The 18,441-nt window shown below is 59.4% G+C and carries 17 protein-coding genes; 5 read left to right on the top strand and 12 right to left on the bottom strand.

The window, feature by feature from the left end:
- Positions 1-11: 11 nt before the first annotated feature.
- The 7 genes from ACE3TY_RS00380 to ACE3TY_RS00350 form a co-directional block, all read right to left on the bottom strand.
- Complete coding sequence (locus ACE3TY_RS00380) at positions 12-2,189, bottom strand: 4Fe-4S binding protein (protein ID WP_374649821.1); 2,178 nt, start codon at positions 2,187-2,189, stop codon at positions 12-14.
- The gene (locus tag ACE3TY_RS00375) at positions 2,186-2,590 is read right to left on the bottom strand and encodes a hypothetical protein (RefSeq protein ID WP_374649819.1); all 405 of its coding nucleotides are present in this window, start codon (positions 2,588-2,590) and stop codon (positions 2,186-2,188) included. Before ACE3TY_RS00375 ends, ACE3TY_RS00380 begins: the two co-directional genes overlap by 4 nt.
- 82 nt (positions 2,591-2,672) lie before the next feature.
- Positions 2,673-3,083, bottom strand: a complete 411-nt coding sequence (locus ACE3TY_RS00370; RefSeq protein WP_374649817.1) for a cytochrome c family protein — start codon at positions 3,081-3,083, stop codon at positions 2,673-2,675.
- 410 nt (positions 3,084-3,493) lie between these two features.
- Positions 3,494-5,821 carry an FTR1 family protein gene (locus ACE3TY_RS00365; protein WP_374649816.1) on the bottom strand — a complete coding sequence of 776 codons (2,328 nt, stop codon included), beginning with the start codon at positions 5,819-5,821 and terminating at the stop codon, positions 3,494-3,496.
- Positions 5,818-7,368 (bottom strand): multiheme c-type cytochrome, encoded by a 1,551-nt coding sequence (locus tag ACE3TY_RS00360; protein WP_374649814.1) that lies wholly within the window; start codon positions 7,366-7,368, stop codon positions 5,818-5,820. The genes ACE3TY_RS00365 and ACE3TY_RS00360 overlap by 4 nt, the downstream gene beginning before the upstream one ends.
- Positions 7,365-7,886, bottom strand: a complete 522-nt coding sequence (locus tag ACE3TY_RS00355; RefSeq protein WP_374649812.1) for a hypothetical protein — start codon at positions 7,884-7,886, stop codon at positions 7,365-7,367. Before ACE3TY_RS00355 ends, ACE3TY_RS00360 begins: the two co-directional genes overlap by 4 nt.
- A 59-nt stretch (positions 7,887-7,945) precedes the next feature.
- Positions 7,946-9,001, bottom strand: coding sequence for an imelysin family protein (locus ACE3TY_RS00350; RefSeq protein ID WP_374649810.1), 1,056 nt, complete (start codon positions 8,999-9,001; stop codon positions 7,946-7,948).
- Positions 9,002-9,509: 508 nt separating this feature from the next.
- On the opposite strand from ACE3TY_RS00350, the gene ACE3TY_RS00345 reads away from it, so the two are divergent.
- The 5 genes from ACE3TY_RS00345 (at position 9,510) to ACE3TY_RS00325 (ending at position 14,145) form a co-directional block, all read left to right on the top strand.
- The gene (locus ACE3TY_RS00345) at positions 9,510-10,700 is read left to right on the top strand and encodes an anaerobic sulfatase maturase (protein ID WP_374649808.1); all 1,191 of its coding nucleotides are present in this window, start codon (positions 9,510-9,512) and stop codon (positions 10,698-10,700) included.
- A gap of 202 nt (positions 10,701-10,902) precedes the next feature.
- Entirely contained in the window at positions 10,903-11,847 is a 945-nt protein-coding gene (locus ACE3TY_RS00340) for an NAD-dependent epimerase/dehydratase family protein (RefSeq protein ID WP_374649806.1), read from the top strand.
- The gene (locus ACE3TY_RS00335; RefSeq protein ID WP_374649804.1) at positions 11,741-12,427 is read left to right on the top strand and encodes an SIS domain-containing protein; all 687 of its coding nucleotides are present in this window, start codon (positions 11,741-11,743) and stop codon (positions 12,425-12,427) included. Before ACE3TY_RS00340 ends, ACE3TY_RS00335 begins: the two co-directional genes overlap by 107 nt.
- Positions 12,428-12,445: 18 nt before the next feature.
- Positions 12,446-13,435: a GDP-mannose 4,6-dehydratase gene (locus ACE3TY_RS00330; protein ID WP_374649802.1), complete on the top strand. Its 990-nt coding sequence runs from the start codon at positions 12,446-12,448 to the stop codon at positions 13,433-13,435.
- Positions 13,436-13,572: 137 nt separating this feature from the next.
- On the top strand, positions 13,573-14,145 hold the full coding sequence (locus ACE3TY_RS00325) for an HAD-IIIA family hydrolase (protein ID WP_374649800.1): 573 nt from the start codon (positions 13,573-13,575) through the stop codon (positions 14,143-14,145).
- A gap of 22 nt (positions 14,146-14,167) precedes the next feature.
- On the opposite strand, the gene ACE3TY_RS00320 is transcribed toward ACE3TY_RS00325, so the two are convergent.
- The 5 genes from ACE3TY_RS00320 to ACE3TY_RS00300 are packed head-to-tail and all read right to left on the bottom strand — an operon-like array spanning position 14,168 to position 18,435.
- Positions 14,168-15,016: an NAD(P)-dependent oxidoreductase gene (locus ACE3TY_RS00320; protein ID WP_374649799.1), complete on the bottom strand. Its 849-nt coding sequence runs from the start codon at positions 15,014-15,016 to the stop codon at positions 14,168-14,170.
- A 22-nt stretch (positions 15,017-15,038) separates the two neighbouring features.
- Positions 15,039-15,704, bottom strand: coding sequence for a class I SAM-dependent methyltransferase (locus ACE3TY_RS00315; RefSeq protein WP_374649797.1), 666 nt, complete (start codon positions 15,702-15,704; stop codon positions 15,039-15,041).
- A 1-nt stretch (position 15,705) separates the two neighbouring features.
- Positions 15,706-16,767 carry a phosphotransferase gene (locus tag ACE3TY_RS00310; RefSeq protein WP_374649795.1) on the bottom strand — a complete coding sequence of 354 codons (1,062 nt, stop codon included), beginning with the start codon at positions 16,765-16,767 and terminating at the stop codon, positions 15,706-15,708.
- Positions 16,764-17,378, bottom strand: coding sequence for a hypothetical protein (locus ACE3TY_RS00305; RefSeq protein ID WP_374649793.1), 615 nt, complete (start codon positions 17,376-17,378; stop codon positions 16,764-16,766). The genes ACE3TY_RS00310 and ACE3TY_RS00305 overlap by 4 nt, the downstream gene beginning before the upstream one ends.
- A 13-nt stretch (positions 17,379-17,391) precedes the next feature.
- Entirely contained in the window at positions 17,392-18,435 is a 1,044-nt protein-coding gene (locus ACE3TY_RS00300) for a zinc-binding dehydrogenase (RefSeq protein WP_374649791.1), read from the bottom strand.
- Positions 18,436-18,441: the final 6 nt, after the last annotated feature.

Below are 18,441 nucleotides of genomic sequence, written 5' to 3'. Positions count from 1 at the left end.
CTTCCTTTTCGTTACACAGTCGTTGTTAAATTCGATGCGCTCTTTGCCAAGTCGGGAGCTATCGCCGGCTTGAGCGTCGGTTTCTTGCCGCGACCGGTCTTCTTCAGCAGCAGCGGCGGGCAGGTCGTGTCATCCCAGTAGATGACTTGGCATTGCATGCAGTAGATGCATTCATTCGGGTTGATCTGGCCCAAAGGATGGATGGCCTGCACGGTGCACCGCTTGGCGCAGAGTTGGCATTCCAGGCCGCACTGCTTGCGACGCTTTAGCCATTCGAAGAGACGCATGCGCCCAGGGATGGCAAGAGCAGCGCCCAGCGGACAGAGATAGCGGCAGAAGAAGCGTTCGATGAAGAGTCCGGCAGCCAGGAGACAGAGTGCCCATAGAACGAACGGCCATTCGCGCACGAAACGCAGTAGCACGGCGGTCTTAAACGGCTCGACTTCGGCGAACTGCTCAGCCAGAGCGATTTCGTTGAGGCTGAGGCCGAACAGCCCCAGGAAGATTACATATTTGATCGGCCATAACCGCTCATGCCAGTGAAACGGGACCGTGACCTGGCGAATTCCGATCCGCCGCGCAAGACGGTTGAGAAGTTCCTGGAGCGATCCGAAGGGGCAGAGCCAACCACAGAAGGGACCGCGACCCCAGAAGAGCAACGAGACCGCCGTGGCGCACCAGAGGATGAAAATGAGAGGTTCCAGCAGGAACTGCTCCCAGCGAAACTCTCCGCCGAAGAGCGCGCCCGTGAAGGTCAGTACGTTGACGACAGAGAGCTGTGCCTGTACCCATCCGCCGATCCAGATGACGCTGAACAGCAGATATCCAACACGCAACGCCGTGAACAACTTAGCTTTTCTTACCAGCACGTCCTGGAAGAAGAAGATCAAGGTCAGCAGGACCAATGACAGCGATAGAATGATGATGTCAACGATGCGGGCATGCCAAATCTGCTTCCACAGCTGATTCTTCTGCGGGACCGGATCGCTCGCTTCGGTTTGAACCGGCGCTGTTGTTGCGGCGGATACCGCTGGTGCGGTCGTGACGAAACGGTCGGGTAAGCGATAGGTAATCGGAAAGCTGGTGAAGGCCTTTTCGGTCGGTCCGGTGGGGCGTTGGGCTAGAAGTTTGATTTGCCATTCGGCGGTAGGATCGAACTCGACATTCTGCGGAATGCGGTAGAGCGCGATCTCGTCGAGTGCCGGCATACCTTCGGGCAAGCGGCCAATCTGGCGATAGTCGTGGTCCTTGAACAGAATGGAGGTTTGATTTTGTACCAGCTGGAAGCGATCGAAAATTCCGCCGCGGACGAAGCCTGAGCCACGGAAGGAATAATCTCCGCGAGCGGCCAGCAGGATGGCCTGCTGGCCTGGTTTGAGCCAGGAGCGCAGGCGCTTGAATTCATGCGGACCGAGAATATTGCGGCCGATCGTCTCGACCGAGACAAGTGCCACATAGAGATCGATGAATTCATCGGTCGGTATGCCGGCCTTGGCAAACGGTTCTGGACTGCCGATGCCGATCTTCTTGAACGCATCATCGACGTCGCTGTTGAGAAGATGCAGGCGACGGATCGATCCGTCGCCCAGCAAGGTTTCCCAATTGCTTTCTTGGAAACGGGTTTCAGCCAGGACGCTCCGCTGCGTGCTTGCAGCGGCTGCGGCGTCAAATCCGGCCAGACCGCGTGACTTGGCAACCTGCATTGCGGCACGGCTGATACCATCATGGATAACGATGGCGGTGACCGTGGCGCCGCTGATGGCGTCTACCGCTTGATCCTTGCGCTTGACGGCCTCGACAATGTTGCGCCCGACATAAGCGGAGACGAAGTTTGTCAGTTTTTCGGGCGGAATGCCGACCAGCAGTATAGGTTCGTGATGTTCGGTGACCCTGGCGCCGACAATCAGGCCCGCATTGTCCATTCCGACCAGGATACGGATGGGTTTGCCCGAATAGCCAATATCGCTGGCTTCGAAGACATAACCGAGGGTCTGTTCCCCCTTATAGGCGGCCATGGCCGGGGGGGTGCCCTCAAGTGGACCGAAACGATCCGCCTGCGGGAAGACCTCTTCTGGTTTTACGTCCTCGAGATAGGCGCCAAAGCCTCGTGCCGCGAGTTGTGGCGCCCATGCGGCCGAAGCGATGAAAATAAGAACAAGAAAGATGGAACGGCAGAGAAACTTAATCATGCGGCGCCTCCCTGAATGAGAAGCGCCTTGATATCGACGCCGCTCGGCGGCGCCTGCGCTTGCGCGGTGGTGTGATGGCGCAAGACCCGCGGCAGGACCAGGGACTTTCTGTCACCCACTTTCAACGACGCCAACTCCATCCGCCCCTTCACGTCGAGCGCCTTCGGCAACATGTCTGTTGGTGTACAGCCCCCTAATGCACAGGTCGCGGTACATGCCGGGCAATCGCGCTGCTCAGCAGGCCGTTGCTTCGTCCCGGATGCACCTTCTCCAGCGTCCACCATCCCACCAAGGCACATCTCGCCAGAGAAAACGGATGGGAGGGCATCCGCCTGTGCCTGCCCCATATCCGCCAGCGTAACCAGAATGCCATTGAGCAACAGAACAGCTGCCAGCAGCATTCCTGCATTCGACCGCTTGGCGCGGAGGCGACTGAGAAACGAAGCGCGGGCGGCCATGATGGAAGTCTCGCCGTCGATCAGTTCACTGACACGCCGCTATGGTCTTCAGACCTTCGATAGCGGCTTTCCGCTTTGTCTCGTCCTTCAACTGAAACATCATGGCGTTCTTGAGAGGTTGGCCGTTGATGCCAGCCAGGAATGTCTTCGGATCGGCGAGATAATTGAAGAGATTGTCGTCAGTCCAGGTGAGACCTTTGCCTTGAGCGGCTTTAATCGCCTCCGAATACCCCTTGAAATCCCCGGCATGCATCGCTGGCTGACCGACGACGCCGTGAAGGCTCGGGCCGGTAGCGCGCGAGGGCTTCCCAGGTTCAAGAGAATGGCAGGTCTTGCATTGATTGAGAGATGGCGGAACCTTGCAGTCTGCCCTGCTTTCGACAGCCGGGAACAACAGAGCGAGAGCTACACCAAGTCCAAGAATTGAGCGCTGCATCTCCACATCCTTCGCTGAGCGGTCAAAAGAATCATCTCGTATCATTCTTATCAGCGGAACATGAAAGCCTGTTGATCTAGATCAAGCATCTGAGAGTTGCCGCTCGGCCTGAAACCCAGCTGCTTCAACTGAACTGGATGGCAAACTGGGGACAAAACGTCGCAGGACGCCGAGGCAGACGGCCTGCGTCATCGCACCGTCATGCCGCGCAACGGAAAATGATCCGCCGCGAATAGGGCCGGTTTCTTGACACCGGATTGTGACGGCCAATTCTTTCCCTTCAAATGAATCGCGATCGAAAGCTGACGCCTAAGTAACGCGCCCAAGATCACCGCCCAAGAATACGGAGACGTTGGGTGAGCAGGACCGGCAGGCCGACCGGGCCCCGTCGCCTGAGAGCCCCACCACTCTCAGTTGGTTCCAGTGGTAGAGCTGGCTCGCCGCAGCGTCAGGCCCACGGTGGATAGCAGCAGGATTGCGAGGATGCCTTGTACCGACAGTGTTTCAGCCACCGGATAGAGGCCCAAATAGAGTTGCAGCCACGGCATATCCGGGAACCAGGTAACCGGTGTGGCTGGAACCAGTGCGGCGGTTTGAAGACCGCGGATGCCACTGCCGGTGAGCACAAGGCAAAGGACACCCAGCATAGCGCCGGTAACGCGGAAAAAGGCCGCTACCGGCAACCGGGCTTCCAACCCGAGCACGGCGTAAGCTGCGAGCGCCGAAATCGCCGCACCTGTGCCGAGCCCGGCAAGAACCGGCAGGTCAGGAGCGTCAATCAGCAGTGCCTCATAAAAGAGGACCGTCTCGAAACCCTCCCGGAAAACAACCAGGAAGGCCAGCGCGAATAGAGTGAACCAGCCGAGATACATACCTTTCACACGCGGGCGGGAACCAGCGAGGGCGGCTTTGCGCCGAATTTCGGCCACCCAGCCGCTTACATAGGCTTTCTGGAATATCCAATGGGTAACATAAAAGAGAACAGCCGCTGCTGTCAGGGCAGTGAGACCTTCGAGCAGTTCACGCTGCAAGGTGGACATGGCGAACAACTGTCCCACGGCAAGCCAAAGTGCGAACGATCCAGCCAATGCTGCAGCCACGCCACTCACCACCGGCCATCGCCAGCCCCGCAATCCGCCGGTGGGAATACCGGTCGCCTTGAGTGCGCCGATCATGCAGGCGAGTACGAGCAACGCTTCCAGTCCTTCACGGAGCATGATCGCCATGGATTGCAGGAACGCGTTAGTCGCCGAGAGGCGCGCGTTCAGAATTGCGGCGGCTTCCGCTGTGTCCATCTTCATCCGCACGACAGCCGCCTTCAGTGCATCCTCCGGACCTTTGTCCGCTATCAGTCGGCCCAGCCCGGTTTCGGTGGCGCTGCCTTCCCAGAATCCTGCTTCCATCTTGAGTGCAAGTGCCGGTGAGCGGGGCATCAGCCGTTGCTCAATATCCGGGTCGAAAAGAGCATAGGCCTCCAGGCGTTTCAGGTCCGCTTCCGGCCAGTCCCCCGCCTGGGCCACGAGCAGAACCTCGTCGAGAATATCCGGCAGCAGAGACAACGCAGTCTTGTAGCCACCCTGCGCCAGGTCCGTCCCATAGGCAGAGGCGATCAGCGATTGGGCCTCTTCCGTAAGAGCCTTTACCAGGGTCTCGTCACCCTTGGCCTCGATAAGCCGCCTCGTCTGCGAAAGAATGCTCGCCAGTCGATCCAGGGATTCGGGTGCCCGGGCGGCCAGGTCGTAACCGAGATCGCCGAAAAGCATCTCTGCCCGATCGCGGAACAGCCCGGCCTCGAGATATTCTATCGGAATGGTGACTTCGCCATCTCGCACTCCCTTTTCGTATTCCAGATAGACAAGCTTCAGGAACCGCGACAGAAGTCGGACGCGTCGATCGAGTTCTTCGGCGGGAAGACTGGCAGGTGCATAAGTGGCGAGTCGCGTTTCGAGATCCGCTAGAAGTGTCTCGAGTTTGTTGTCGGGCAACCGCCCCGCTCCACCCAGCTGCATGAATGCAGCTGCGATGGTCCGTGAAGAACCGTCGTCGAGCCTTGCTGCAATACTGTCCGCCAGCAGATGATGCAATCCACGTGCGCGAGCCAGGGCACCGGAAAGCTGCGCCTTATAGCCCTTCGAGAGATAAGTGCGAGCCTCGGAGACGGCCATGCGCATCTCGCCTGCATAGATCCCAAGAAGCTCCAGTTCGATCGTCTTGCGGGCCTGACCTGCCGACATACGTCCGGCAAGTGTTTCGCGCATGGCGATGCCGGCGGCAGTGGTGCGGGAAGTCCGGGCAAATTCGCGGATGTTGAGCCAATCAGCGGCTTCGCTGAGGGTTCCGTTGTCGAGGTGCATCACTACATTGTGGAACGCGCCATCAAGAAGACCTGTCCAGATTGCGGCCCCGGCGGCCGCCGCTCCGGCCGGATTCCAGGCAAGAACCGCCCGATCCAGCGCAGCGATCGCTTCTGAGACCTTCTGTGCTTGCTCTATTGAGATTTTTCCATATGCCGCTTCCAATCGGGGGCGCCATAGGGAATGGACACGGACCAGCCGCTCCGCCACATCCCGGCGCAAGTCAGGATCAGGCGTACGATAGAGACGCCGAAGAATGTCAGCGGCCTCGGTGCGCAGCGCCTCCGCGTCCTGCCAAGGCACGTCCGCCGTCGCCGGTGACGCGGCCAAGGCTGCCGTCATCGCAAGCGCCATGATGACAGAACGCAGGACACGAATGATCATCGCAGACTCTCTTCATGGAGGGGCAGGTCGAACTCCGCCTTAACCAGCTCGAAGGGCGGTATGATCAGCTCAGCCTTCAAAGTGTTGTAGGCAAACTCCTGGGTGGCGACCCTGTACCAGAGATGAGCCTCCACCTTGAACGGCCCGACGGTATCTGGCCGAAGGGCAGCCTCGTAGGTGACGACGTCTTCGGCTTTGGGTGGAACCCCAGTTCGCACGTGGGAGATGGCGGCGGTTATGAAGGTCAAGTGATCGGGGATTCGATTCCCCTCTGCATCGTGGAAATCCTCGCGCCATATTACGGCGCCGGGATCCGTTTCGCCGCGCTCGGCGTCGAACTTGCCTGAGTGATAGATGACGGCACCCGAGCGGTCGCGCAGGATCACCTCCAGCCACATGTATTTCTGATCGATCACGCCGGTCGGCAGATTATGTCCGGCACCAAGGTTCTGCACTGCAATGCTGAAGCGCAGCCTATTTTGCGCAACGTCACTGTGCCGCAGTTCGAGGCCGGCCGCGGCCTGCAGGAGCGCGCGCGTGGCATCCCCCTGCTTCTGGATTAATTCTGCATCCTTCGCCGCCGAAACGCCGGGCAGAAGCCCGCCGCGCAGGAAAGTCAGGTTCGATCCGAGCCGGGTGTCGAACATCAGGTAGTTGGCACCGACGAAATTATGGGCGTAACGTTCGGGGTTCTTAAGATTCCCGGCGCGTATCTGACGGACATAAGCTGCCGGATCCGGCGCCATATGGCAGTCCTGGCAGGAGATATCGTTGCGCGCATACCAGCTGTCGCGCCATTCGGTGAAAGTGGTTTGAACATGCTGCGCGCCCGCAACCTTGGACATGGAGGAATCATAGGTTTCGGTGTGGCACGCGCCGCAGAATTCGGCATCTGCGATCAGCGCATTCGTTTGCGCTGCACCGAAGGCGCGGGCGTGGTCGCGCGGCGCGGCCAGTATCATCGGATTGGACAACCGGTCCACGCCGGTATTCACGGCCAGCGTCAGCGCGCCATTGCCTTTCAACGGATCGGCATGCGTCGCGGTGTGACACATCACGCAGGTGATGCCTTCCGTTTCGGCGTCGGAAGCCATGACTGACTTGAACCGGTTGGTACGTCCCGCGAGAACTTCGCCTGGTGCGTGGCATCCCTCGCAGAAACGCGCCTTCTCGACACCGTCCTTGTGCAGGTCTTCGTTAGCTTCGACCGCCTTTTCATATATCGTGTCACGTCCGGCAATGGCATGAAGGGAGGGCGCCCATTCATCGAATTCCTGCTGGTGACAGGTGGCGCAGGAGGCAGCGGACTGGATCTTTGACGGATCGATCAGCCGCCCATTCTCCGTCTGAAGCCGAGAAGGCCAGAACGGTCTTTCCAGTCCTTCCGCATCGGGACCGAAAGGCAAACGATAGAATGGAACATCGGTAAGAATGACGCCCGGCTCCGGCGATGGCGGGCGCAGGATATTTGCCACGACAACGACCAGAACACTGACCAGCAGACCGAGCACAAGACGCACGGCATTCGTCTTCAGTTGTCGTTTCATATCGCGCGACCTCCCGCTGCCTCGCGCCAATGCCGCAAGGCAAGGTGGACCAGAAGGCCGGCTGTCGCTGCGTATCCGCTCCAAAGATGGAGGAAGGCCAGAAGGTGCGTGGTTTCAAAGCGCCAGAACCATATTCCACCGCCGAGATAGATTACCGTGGGCAATGTCATCAGCAATCCGGTTACCATTGCAGCGGCATATTCCGCGAGCAGAAGCCAGCTAAGCCACGTGAAGGCCGATCGCTGGCTCCTGGCAAGGCCTTGATGAATATGTTTGATCACCCAGGACAGGAACATCGCGGTGAAACCGAAACCAAGCACTAGATGTAGGAGGAGGACGGCTTCTCCGGAGTTCCAGTTGCGCCCCGCGAAATACTCCAGATACACCCCTGTGCCGAGAAGAAGCGCAAACATTGTCGATAGCAGGAATGTGCGTCGAGTGGCGTAGCGGGCAGGCACCTTTCCCGCCGCTTCCGGCTTGCAATCAGTCGGCATGAAAGAGATGTTGTGTGTCGTCATGGCGCTCCGGCCTTCCGGGCGGCAAATTCGTGCCGCCCGGTTCGCAGGAATGTGCGATCTCACCCGCGGATATTCACATTCTTCTGTGCCGCCGCCTGAAGAACCATGGCGACGATACGGTCGGCGATGTCTTGCGCCTCATTGCCGAGCGCGTCGGCTTCTTCGACACCGAAACGCGCACCCGCTTTCTCGCGGGCGTAGGTATCTTCCACCAAGGCCAGCAGCTCCTCGAACGCTGCCTTGATCCGGCGATCAAGGTCTGCATCGCTTTCGGCAACAACCGGGGAAATGGCGCTGAAATACATCTTCTTGCAGCCACCCATGATCCCTTGCACGTCCACGAGCCGGCTTTGGGCGACGAAAGCGCCAATCTCGCCGGTTATGAACTGGGACTCCTTCCATTCTCCGAAATAGTCGCCAATGGTCGGCGTCATGGTCACGACCGAGGTGAACGCATCGTCCCGGTTCGGCTTCCAGGAGGCCATATCGGTCTCGAGCGCTTTCGACCAGTGCGTGAGTGCTTGTACCGCGCCAAGAGCCAGATTGGCATCAAACAGCATTTCGCCGCGTGTTATCTTTCCATCGCCGTTCAAATCTGCCGGCAGTTTGACGTGGCTCGCATCCATGCCCCAGAACAGAGGCTCTGTAATGCCGTGAAACAGATTGCCTGGTCGCTCAAGCAACGTGCCATCCGGCAGGCTGATGTCGTACTGGGCGACGTCCTCTGATTCTGTTCCCGGATTTCCGGCATCCAGGATGAGATCGTATTTCGCCGTCTCCGGGATTCCCGCGACAATACCCTCGATGGTCTCATATTGATTGGAAGCCTCCAGCCACAAGGACCGAATCGCCTCGACCTGCTTGGCAAGCTTGGGACCATCGGCCGCCCAGGCAGCCGCATAATCGCCCTTATGCGCGGCGATCACGGCGGCATAGTCAGCGACGGCGGCCTCCAGAAGCGCCGCCTGCGCGACCAGACGGGCATTGTGGTCCAGAGTGAATTGCTTGACGGTTGTCAATCCGCGAACTTCCGCGTCGTCGGCGGCACCCGCTTCGCCGGACACGACAAAACTGGACATCAGTACCGTAGCAATGAATGTGCATTTCTTCAGCATTTCAGGCCCTTTCAATTTGAGGGAAGGTCGGCGGCGGAAATCGCAACGATGCGCGTATGGGCACTCTCGATGTCGGTCTGCTTTCAGCAATCCAACATCTGCAAGTCACTATCATTCGCGCTCACTCTCGAACTTGACCCAGATCAATTGGCAGACGAAATGGCGCCAAACACGCGTCCTATTCAAAGTCAGACAATCGATAGTGAAGCCGCGCGTAGGATCAATCGAAGAGATATTTCTATAGAATTGATCTTATCCTAATTCTAATCAGTGATCGCATCCGACACGGCGGACCCGGGACAAGCGCTACGCATCTGCGGCCTTCCGGCGCAGCTTCTCGTCGCGCAGCGAATGGAAAAGATTGAACGGGCCTTCTAGATGGATGACGCTTGCAAAGCTTGAGTGCCATTGCCTAGACTTGAAGAAAGATGGGCCGGTATTTCAGTCAAGCAATGCAATTCCAGCTCCCAATTGCTCTGAAAGAGCCAAGCTTCAAGATTATAGTTCAATGCCGACCGATAATCGAAATCATGCCAAGTCACTTCATGTGACGGCAAAGCCGGTCGGGTCGCTCTGCTCGCTGAACTGCACCTACTGCTACTACGCCTATGCCGACAAACCGCCAGCCATTGGCAGCGCCAAGAGCGCTATCATGAGCGACGCGACGCTTGAAGAACTGATCCGCGGCCTGGTGGAAACCTCCGACACATCCGAGATCCATATCTGCTGGCATGGAGGCGAGCCGCTTCTGGCTGGCATGGATTTCTATGAGCGCGCCGTCGCGCTGCAGGCACAATACTGCCCGCCAGGGCGCCGCTTCGTAAATGCATTCCAAACAAGCGGAGTTGGCCTCGACGCCGAATGGGCTCGATTCCTGGCGGACAATGCCTTTCTGGTCGGCCTGTCCATCGACGGTCCGAAATTCCTTCATGACCGTTGCCGGCACGACCGTATGGGTCGGTCGCGTTTCGCCGCAAGCCTCAGCGCGCTTCATCAGTTGCAGCGTTTTGGCGTCCCAGTTAACAGCTTGACGACCGTAGGCACCCACAATTTCGAACATGGAGCGAGAATCTATCGCTTCCTCAAGCAGCTTGGCTTCAAATTCATGCAGTTTATTCCCGTGGTCGAGCGATTGAACGCAAAGAAACGGCCGGCACCGCCTCCCGGACCGGCCGCAAAGGATGAAGCAATGCATCCAGTGGCGGATTGGTCAGTCCCGGCAACCGGCTTCGGGCGGTTCCTCAACGATGTCTTCGATATTTGGCTGCGCCACGATACAGGCCGCGTCTCGGTGCAGAATTTCGATCTGCTGCTTCGAGCCTTGCTCGGGGCGCCATCCGGTCTCTGCGTTTCTGCGCGCCGTTGCGGCGATTGTCTTGCCTTGGAGGCCGATGGCAGCCTCTATGCCTGCGACCACTACGTGTTTCCGGAATACTATCTGGGAAAGCTTGGCCAAGAAACCTTGGGGCAACTGGCCAACCGGCCCTCGCAGCATGCCTTTGGCGAGTGGAAGCAGGAGAGCCTGCCTGATGATTGCCTATCCTGCAGCTTCCGCCAAGCATGTCACGGTGGCTGTCCGAAGCATCGTTTCATTCCGGCGGACCGCGGTCATAGCCGCAACTACCTGTGTCCATCCTATAAGAATTTCTTCGCGCATGCGGCACCGCGCATGGCTGAGCGGATGACCGCACCCGAATGACCGCCAAGGCGGCGGCCCCTGCCGGTTTCTGCCGTGGCCCTGCCATGAGTCCGGGGATTATCGCTCGGAACGTTAACATGCCTCTGTGACACGGTTCCCCGATACAAGGGGCGTCATGTCGCATGCATGCCCGGAAAGCCATCTGATATTAGGAGATGATTGCAAGTTTTGAGGTCGCGTAACCACGGTGCGCGGGGGTGTCATGAGAGTCTTTGTAACCGGCGCATGCGGCTATAAAGGCACCGTTCTGGTGCCGAAGCTTCTCGCTCGTGGCTGGCACGTAACCGCATTCGACGCGATGTGGTTTGGCAACTACCTGCCGGATCACCCCAATCTGAATGTCGTCGCAGGCGACGTTAGAAACTGGGACGGGATCGACCTTGCCGGTCAGGATGCGATCATCCATCTGGCGAGCATTGCCAACGATCCGTGCGGCGATCTCGATCCGAAACTTACCTGGGAGGTGAGCGCGCTGGCGACCATGAAGCTCGCCGACAAGGCTGTCCGGCAAGGCGTGGGACAGTTCATCTATGCCTCGTCGGGTAGCGTCTACGGGATCAAAGAAGAGACCCAGGTCACCGAGGATTTGAGTCTCACGCCCATCACCGAATACAACAAGACCAAAATGTGCGCCGAACGCATTCTCCTTTCCTACAAGGATCAGCTCGGCGTTCAGATCGTCCGGCCCGCGACCGTGTGCGGATATTCGCCACGGATGCGCTTCGATGTCTCGGTGAACATGCTGACCATACAGGCGCTGCAAAACGGACGCATCACTGTCTTCGGCGGCGATCAAACGCGCCCCAACATCCATATCGACGATATCACCGATCTCTATGTCTTTCTGTTGGACAATCCGCTGGTGAGAGGTGTGTTCAATGCCGGTTTCGAGAACATGACGATCCGTGAAATCGCGGAACGTGTAGCCACCCGGGTTCCAGCCGAAATCGTTGTCACCCCTTCCAACGATCCGAGGTCTTATAGGCTTAACTCCGACCGGTTGCTGGCAACCGGTTTCAGGCCGAAGAAGACCGTCGAGAATGCGATCGAGGAGATTGCGGCACTGCATGCAGCAGGCAAGGTCTGCGACGAGGACCGCTTCCACAATCTGCGTTGGATGCAACAAACGGTCCTCGCTCATGGCTAGTCTGGCGAGTGAATCTGCTACCGAGATGGCCGGCAGATATGCAGGTCGGCTGGGTACGTTATTGGCCGCGACGGATTGGAGCATGATCGCTCCGCTCGCCGAGGAACTGCTCGATTGCTGGCAGACCGGCCGTCAGGTTTTCTGGATAGGCAATGGCGGCAGTGCTGGCAATGCCACGCATCTATCGAACGACTTTCTCTATCCGATTTCCAAGCAGCGCGGCTCCGGCATCCGCTCCCATGCTCTGACGACGAACGCACCAATCATCACCTGTCTTGCCAATGACGAAGGGTATGACGAGACCTTTGCCATGCAGCTTGCCGTTCTCGCCAATCCGCGCGATGTACTGATCGCATTTTCGGGCAGCGGCAACTCTCCCAACATCCTCCGCGCCTTGGAGGAAGCCAGGAATATCGGCATGAAGAGCTTTGCAGTGCTTGGTTTTTCGGGCGGCAAGGCCAAGGAGCTGACCGATCATCCCATTCATTTCCTGATCGAGGACATGCAGATCGCCGAGGATATGCAACTGATCGTCGGGCATATGGTGATGCAGTATCTTCACGCCAACCGGAATCGTTGAAAGAGGAGAACTGGGCGCGTGGCCTCCTATCTCGTGATCGGGTCGAACTCGTTCTCCGGTGCCGGCTTTGTCGACTATCTTCTCAGTCAGGGCATCGATACGGTCGGCGTCAGCCGATCGGAAGAGGTCGCGATGCCTTTTCGGATCTATGCCTGGGACAGGCGTGATGCCGCTTTCAACTTTCATCGCATCGATCTCAATCACGACCTCGACGCCCTGATGGCGCTGATCGACCGCGAGCGGCCGAGCCGTATCGTCAACTTCGCCGCGCAAAGCATGGTCGGCGAAAGCTGGCAGCATCCGGATCATTGGATGATGACCAATGTGGTCTCCGCCGTACGGTTGCACGAGCGCCTGCGTCATCTCGATTTTCTCGAGAAATATGTCCATGTCACGACGCCCGAAGTTTACGGCAGCACAGAGGGATGGGTGCGGGAGGATTGCCATTTCCAGCCGAGCACGCCCTATGCCGTGTCGCGCGCCGCCGGCGACATGAGCCTGCGCAGCTTTCATGAGGCCTACGCCTTCCCAGTCCTCTTCACCCGCGCCGCGAATGTCTATGGTCCAGGTCAGCAGCTTTATCGTATTTTGCCCCGCACCATTCTCTACGCACTGACCGGCAAGCGCCTGCAATTGCATGGCGGCGGGTATTCGACGCGCTCCTTCATCCATGTCCGCGATGTGGCTGCAGCGACCTACCTCGTTGCCGAGCACGGTAGATTGGGTGACACCTATCATATCTCGACCACGAAGAGCGTTACCATCCGCGACCTGGTCGCGGGAATTCTGCGCAAGCTGGGCCTCGATATCGACGCCTGTGTCGAGGAAGTAGGCGAAAGGCTGGGCAAGGACAACGCCTATATGCTGGATACCGGAAAGATTCGTGCCGAACTGGGTTGGTCGGATGAGATCAGCCTTGAGAGCGGCATCCGCCAGACGATCGACTGGGTGCGGGAGAATCTGACCGCCCTGCAGCAATTGCCGCAATCCTATGTCCACAAGCCTTGAGCGACCTCTGACACTTTCTGCCACCTGCCAAATCCGGTCGCGGTGAGCGCATGCCCGCCGGTAACGAGTCGCGATTCCTGTTGCCGAGCGGGGACTACTTCCGGCTTCTGGAGAAGCCGACTCCGGGGGTCCCCTGCTTGTTCCTCGACCGGGACGGTGTGATCATCGAGGATCGCTCCTTTGTATCGAGGCCGGATGAGGTGCGGCTTTGCGCGAACGTCGAGGATATGTTCGATCTTGCCGTGCGGCGGGGAACCGCGATCGTCCTCGTCACCAATCAATCGGGGATTGGGCGCGGCTACTATGGATGGGAAGCATTCGAGGCTGTCCAGGCCCGCATGTTGGCCCTGCTCGGCGAACGGTTGCGATCAGCGGCGCCCCTGATTCACGCGACGGTCGCTTGCCCTCATCACCCGGCCGAGGGCATGGATGGATTTCGCATCGATCCGATGGGCTTCAGGAAGCCGCTGCCGGGCATGATCGACTTTGCTCTGGACCGGCTGGCACTCGATAGGCGGCGCTCCATCATGATCGGGGATAGGGACATCGATGTTGCCGCCGGGATGAAAGCGCGGCTGCACCGCTCTATTCAGCTGCTGGACGGTTTCGATCATCTGCGTGTCGTAGACAGTGCTAGCGAAACCCAGCTTCGTCGCCCGATGTCGGAGCCGGTCTCAGCCTTCCTCTCCCGGCATGTATTTGCCGATTGAAAGCGGCCGGTCCCGCCCTCAATCAGGGAATGAGGTCAAAGACAGTCGACAGGGTTTCATCCAATCCCGCCGGCATGAATTTGAAGCGATCTGCAAAGTCCGTCATATCGAGGGTCGTGTGGCGCGGCGCAACCGCCAGCGTCATGCCGGCTTGCGTAGAGGTCGTACCCAAAACAAGATTGCGGGACAGGCGGAGATGATCTGTCAAACGCAGCGCGATATCGACATAGCTCACATCGCCTTCCCCGCTGCAATGGACGACGCCGGCGACGCCATTTTCGGCAATCCCAACCAGGCAGGCGACGGCATCCGCCAGCCGCAATGGACAGCAATGGAGATCGTGGAAAGGGCGGATGCGTTGACGATTGAGAAGTGCCACCTTCCATTCGCCCAAGAGTGGCAGCAAGGTCTCGGCGATCTTGGTCACGCGCAGGATCGTCGCTCCTGGCGCGAGGTCCAGCAGTGTCTGTTCAAGCGCAACCTTCTGCCGCCCATATATACAGCTTGGCGCATAGGCGGCTGTTACTGGCGCTTGCGCAATAGTGCCGTCAAGAACCAAGTTGGTCGACACCATGACCGCGCGCGCCCCGATCGACGCGCAGTGCCGGGCAATTGTGGCAGGAGCGGAGACATTGACGATCGCCGTGCCGTCCGGATCCGCCTCGCAAGCAGCGATCGATGTGACACCGGCCAACAGAAACACGATATCGACATCCGCGGGCAACGCTCGAAGATCGAGAGGGCGGCTGAGGTCGAGATACCGGTCGCCCGGCTGGCCTTGTCTCCGATCCGTGCCGGTGACGCGCCAGTTTCGCTCTGCAAGAACCGGCCTCAGCGCCGCGCCGATCTGGCTGCGGGCACCGACGATCAAAGCGTGGCGATGTGGATTTCTGTCACTCAAAGAAGATGAAACCCCAATCGCCCCGGTAGCCGCATTGGCTGAATAGCCATTGCCACTCTTCCGGCGTATGGAAAGCACGACAGGTCAGCTGCCAATACATCAGGTTCACCTTTTCGCGCTCATTGCGATAGGCCTCGACGGTGATATGGCTCTTCCCAGTTCGGCACACGCGGTCGATTTCCTTCACCGCGCCGAAGAGATCGGGCAGATAGAGATTGTGCAATGTGTTGATCGACACCACAAAATCGAAGGAATCGTCGGGAAAAGGCAGCTTGCTGGCATTGCCGACCTGCAGCCGCGTCCGCACCTCCGGCTTTGCTTCCCGTATGGCATAGTCAGATATGTCGATGCCCGTGACCTCTACGCCCGGCATGGCTTCGGTGAAGTCGTGTAACAGGAATCCCTTGCCGGCGCCGACATCGAGAATACGGTCTCCAGGCTTGATGCCGTAACGTGCCACCATCGCATCGGCCACTTTGCGCCAACGGCCGTCATAGCGATAGCCGCCATAACCGGTCAGACGATCCCCGTCCCAGTAATCAGGTCCGTACTGGATGGCCTTCTCGGCGACGATGGCCTTGTCGATCTCGTTGACGCGCGCCAGATAGTCGCGCTTCGTCGATTTATGCACCAGACTGATGAAGTCGACTTCGGCCATTTCATGCTCTCGGGGCTAGATCTAATGTGGCTTGGACTTTGGCGAACTGTCTGACGGCCCGTGCCAATGCGTGCTCGTGCCAATCGTCGGCGATATTCCCTGCGAATTGGCGCCGCGTCAGACCCGCCCGAAGATAGGGACCAAGACAGATGCAGCACCACTTTATGGCATAGACCGGCAGAAGGGCAGCGATCCGCCACCTCAGCAGCTCCGGCCTTGGTGCGATCGACGTCAAGGCGGTCTCAATGGACGGCAGATGATCCAGGGCAACCGGAACTTCGATCTGATTGAAGAAGTCGCCACATAGCTTGGCGGGATCGTCCCACCCGGCATACTCGAAATCGAGGAAGCAGATTTCGCCCGATGGACGGCGCAGCGCATTGTGAAAGCCGAAATCGGAAGGCGAGACCAGGCGTTCCGGCTTGCTCAGCACCTCCCCCAAAGGTATATCCGCCCGGGCCGCCAATGATCGCGTTCGGCTTTCGGCGAGCTTCCAGGTTGGCATCAGATGGCGGTGAAGCCAGTCCAGCATCGGCTGGGTTTCCGGCGTTGCCGGCACGAGCGAGAGCTGCCGCAGCCGCCGTTCGAGGAGATCGAGATGCTGCGCAATCGTGAAGCACGCTTCGGACCCAGCTGGGAGGAAGGCCGCATCTGCCGATTCCCGAGCCTGGTTGAGATCGCGGATGAATTTGCAGGCTGCCTCCACATCGCGCCCGCCGACCTCGCCCACGCCAAATGGCATGCCGGCAACGAACTGGTAGAGGGCCATTCCACGATCGCCGTCTTGCAGCAGCGGCTCTGGCACGGCACGGATGTTGTGGACCCATGCGTAGCGGCTGAACGCCCATTCGTGACCGAGGCGGTCGCGCGGATCGTCCGGATGCTGGAAATACATCTTGAGGACGACGGGCTCGCCAGCAGCCGGCGCGATCTTCAGCACGCGGTTATTCTTGCCGCCGGTGAGCGCATGAACCCTATAGGGTGGATAGAGGCAGGCGCGCGCCAGCAGGGCGGTGGCGGCCGGCGTCAGGACGGTCGGATTCTCGATAGCCTGATCGATCATGGCGCAGGGACCGACAGGCTATCCAGGAATTCCGGCCAGGAACTCACCTGCCGATAGGCGGTGACCGCCCGGTGATTGCCCGCAGGGTCGAACAGGAATCGCTCGACGCCCGCCGGAAATGCCGCATGACCGAGAACCTCCGGCAGATCGTCCAGGTAATGCGTGCAAGCCTGTTCGCCTATCCGGTGGAGCTTGGCCGTCAATTCCGCCTCGAAGAATACATCTTCGGGATTCAGGCCGCCGCGCGTCACGTCGAACAGACCGCGCTCCTCAAGAAAGGTGCGGGCGGCGGCATGGAGATCGTACGCGGGTCCCAGATAGGGATGCCGGGTTCTATGGCTGATTATTTTGATCGGGATGCCGGCGGCAAGACACTGGCGGATGACATCCAGGACACCGGGGTAGATGCCGGCCAAGTCCATGCGCCTGCCATAGACATAGCCCTGCAATCGGGTCCAGTCATCCTCCCGGCCGGCGGCGCGCAGATAGTCGCGCACAGCGGTCTTGCCGCTCGGTGTCGTTTCCGGGATCAAATCCTGTTCGCGGGCAGCGCGATGGAAGACATGATCGTAGCATGCAATGGTATTGTCGAAATCGAGGCCAACGATCATCGCCCGGACACCCCTATCTGAGGCTCATGTCGATGAGCGGCCTGCCGACCCGGCCGGCTTCAAGGTCGTCGATGGCGGCGTTGATCTCTGCCAAGGCATAGGGCCTTGAGAGCAGCGGCGCGACATCGAGCCGTCCAGATCGCATCAGATCCGCGAGAATCGGGAAATCCCGGGCCGGCTCGCAATCGCCACCCCATGTGCCCAAGAGGCTCTTGCCCTGGTTGAGTTGAGCGGGCGAGACCGCCAGCATCGCACCCGCCGGCGCGTTGCCGGCGATCACCGCCCGCCCGCCTTGGGCACGCACGCAGTCGAGGGCGGTCCGCATCACATCGACATTGCCCGTGGCTTCCACCGCGATATCGGCACCCCGGCCGGCTGTCGCCACGCGGATCTCGGCGACACAATCCTGATGCACCGGATCGATGACCTGGCTGGCGCCGCAACGCTGAGCCAGCGCCCGCTTCTCGGCCGAAATATCGACCGCGATGACTGGGCTGCAACCCAGAACGGCCGCCGTCATGATGGCCGAGAGTCCGATCCCGCCCGCGCCGAACACGACCACTGAATCGCCTGCCTTCGCCCGGCCGGTATTCGCGACACAACCGAATCCGGTCGGCAGAGCACAGCCCAGCATGATCGCCTGCTGAGCTGCGATATCGGCCGGAACCTTCGAAACCCTGTTTTCGGAGACGACCGCCAGTCGTTGAAAGGTCGTGACACCGCCCGCATTGACCTCAACTCCGGCGTGACGGTACTTCGCGCCACCGGCCTCCAAGCCGGGACCACGCAGCCAGCTCAGTACGACTTGGTCGTCAGGCGCCACGCGGCTCACATCGGCGCCAATCTCGAGAACCCGGCCGACACCCTCATGTCCCAGACAATGGGGCACCCATTTATCTTCACCCTTAAGACCTCTGATTTCGAGGATCTGAGTGCGGCAGGCACCGCTATACTGCATCTCGATCAAGACCTGTCCGGGCTTCAATGCCGGAACCTCGATCTCCCAGATCTCGAGCGGTTGGCCCGTCTTGACAAGAATTGCCGCTTCAGTCCGCATTTAGAT

This window comes from Dongia sp., from assembly GCF_041918875.1.
GTDB lineage: Bacteria > Pseudomonadota > Alphaproteobacteria > Dongiales > Dongiaceae > Dongia.
This window is presented reverse-complemented; position numbering and strand designations above follow the sequence as displayed.

What these genes read in the sequence shown, in the direction of transcription:
- ACE3TY_RS00380 (WP_374649821.1), bottom strand. Translation starts at nt 2,189, where the DNA reads ATGATTAAGTTTCTCTGCCGTTCCATCTTTCTTGTTCTTATTTTCATC.
- ACE3TY_RS00375 (WP_374649819.1), bottom strand. Translation starts at nt 2,590, where the DNA reads ATGCTGCTGGCAGCTGTTCTGTTGCTCAATGGCATTCTGGTTACGCTG.
- ACE3TY_RS00370 (WP_374649817.1), bottom strand. Translation starts at nt 3,083, where the DNA reads ATGCAGCGCTCAATTCTTGGACTTGGTGTAGCTCTCGCTCTGTTGTTC.
- ACE3TY_RS00365 (WP_374649816.1), bottom strand. Translation starts at nt 5,821, where the DNA reads ATGATCATTCGTGTCCTGCGTTCTGTCATCATGGCGCTTGCGATGACG.
- ACE3TY_RS00360 (WP_374649814.1), bottom strand. Translation starts at nt 7,368, where the DNA reads ATGAAACGACAACTGAAGACGAATGCCGTGCGTCTTGTGCTCGGTCTG.
- ACE3TY_RS00355 (WP_374649812.1), bottom strand. Translation starts at nt 7,886, where the DNA reads ATGACGACACACAACATCTCTTTCATGCCGACTGATTGCAAGCCGGAA.
- ACE3TY_RS00350 (WP_374649810.1), bottom strand. Translation starts at nt 9,001, where the DNA reads ATGCTGAAGAAATGCACATTCATTGCTACGGTACTGATGTCCAGTTTT.
- ACE3TY_RS00345 (WP_374649808.1), top strand. Translation starts at nt 9,510, where the DNA reads ATGCCGACCGATAATCGAAATCATGCCAAGTCACTTCATGTGACGGCA.
- ACE3TY_RS00340 (WP_374649806.1), top strand. Translation starts at nt 10,903, where the DNA reads ATGAGAGTCTTTGTAACCGGCGCATGCGGCTATAAAGGCACCGTTCTG.
- ACE3TY_RS00335 (WP_374649804.1), top strand. Translation starts at nt 11,741, where the DNA reads ATGCGATCGAGGAGATTGCGGCACTGCATGCAGCAGGCAAGGTCTGCG.
- ACE3TY_RS00315 (WP_374649797.1), bottom strand. Translation starts at nt 15,704, where the DNA reads ATGGCCGAAGTCGACTTCATCAGTCTGGTGCATAAATCGACGAAGCGC.
- ACE3TY_RS00310 (WP_374649795.1), bottom strand. Translation starts at nt 16,767, where the DNA reads ATGATCGATCAGGCTATCGAGAATCCGACCGTCCTGACGCCGGCCGCC.
- ACE3TY_RS00305 (WP_374649793.1), bottom strand. Translation starts at nt 17,378, where the DNA reads ATGATCGTTGGCCTCGATTTCGACAATACCATTGCATGCTACGATCAT.
- ACE3TY_RS00300 (WP_374649791.1), bottom strand. Translation starts at nt 18,435, where the DNA reads ATGCGGACTGAAGCGGCAATTCTTGTCAAGACGGGCCAACCGCTCGAG.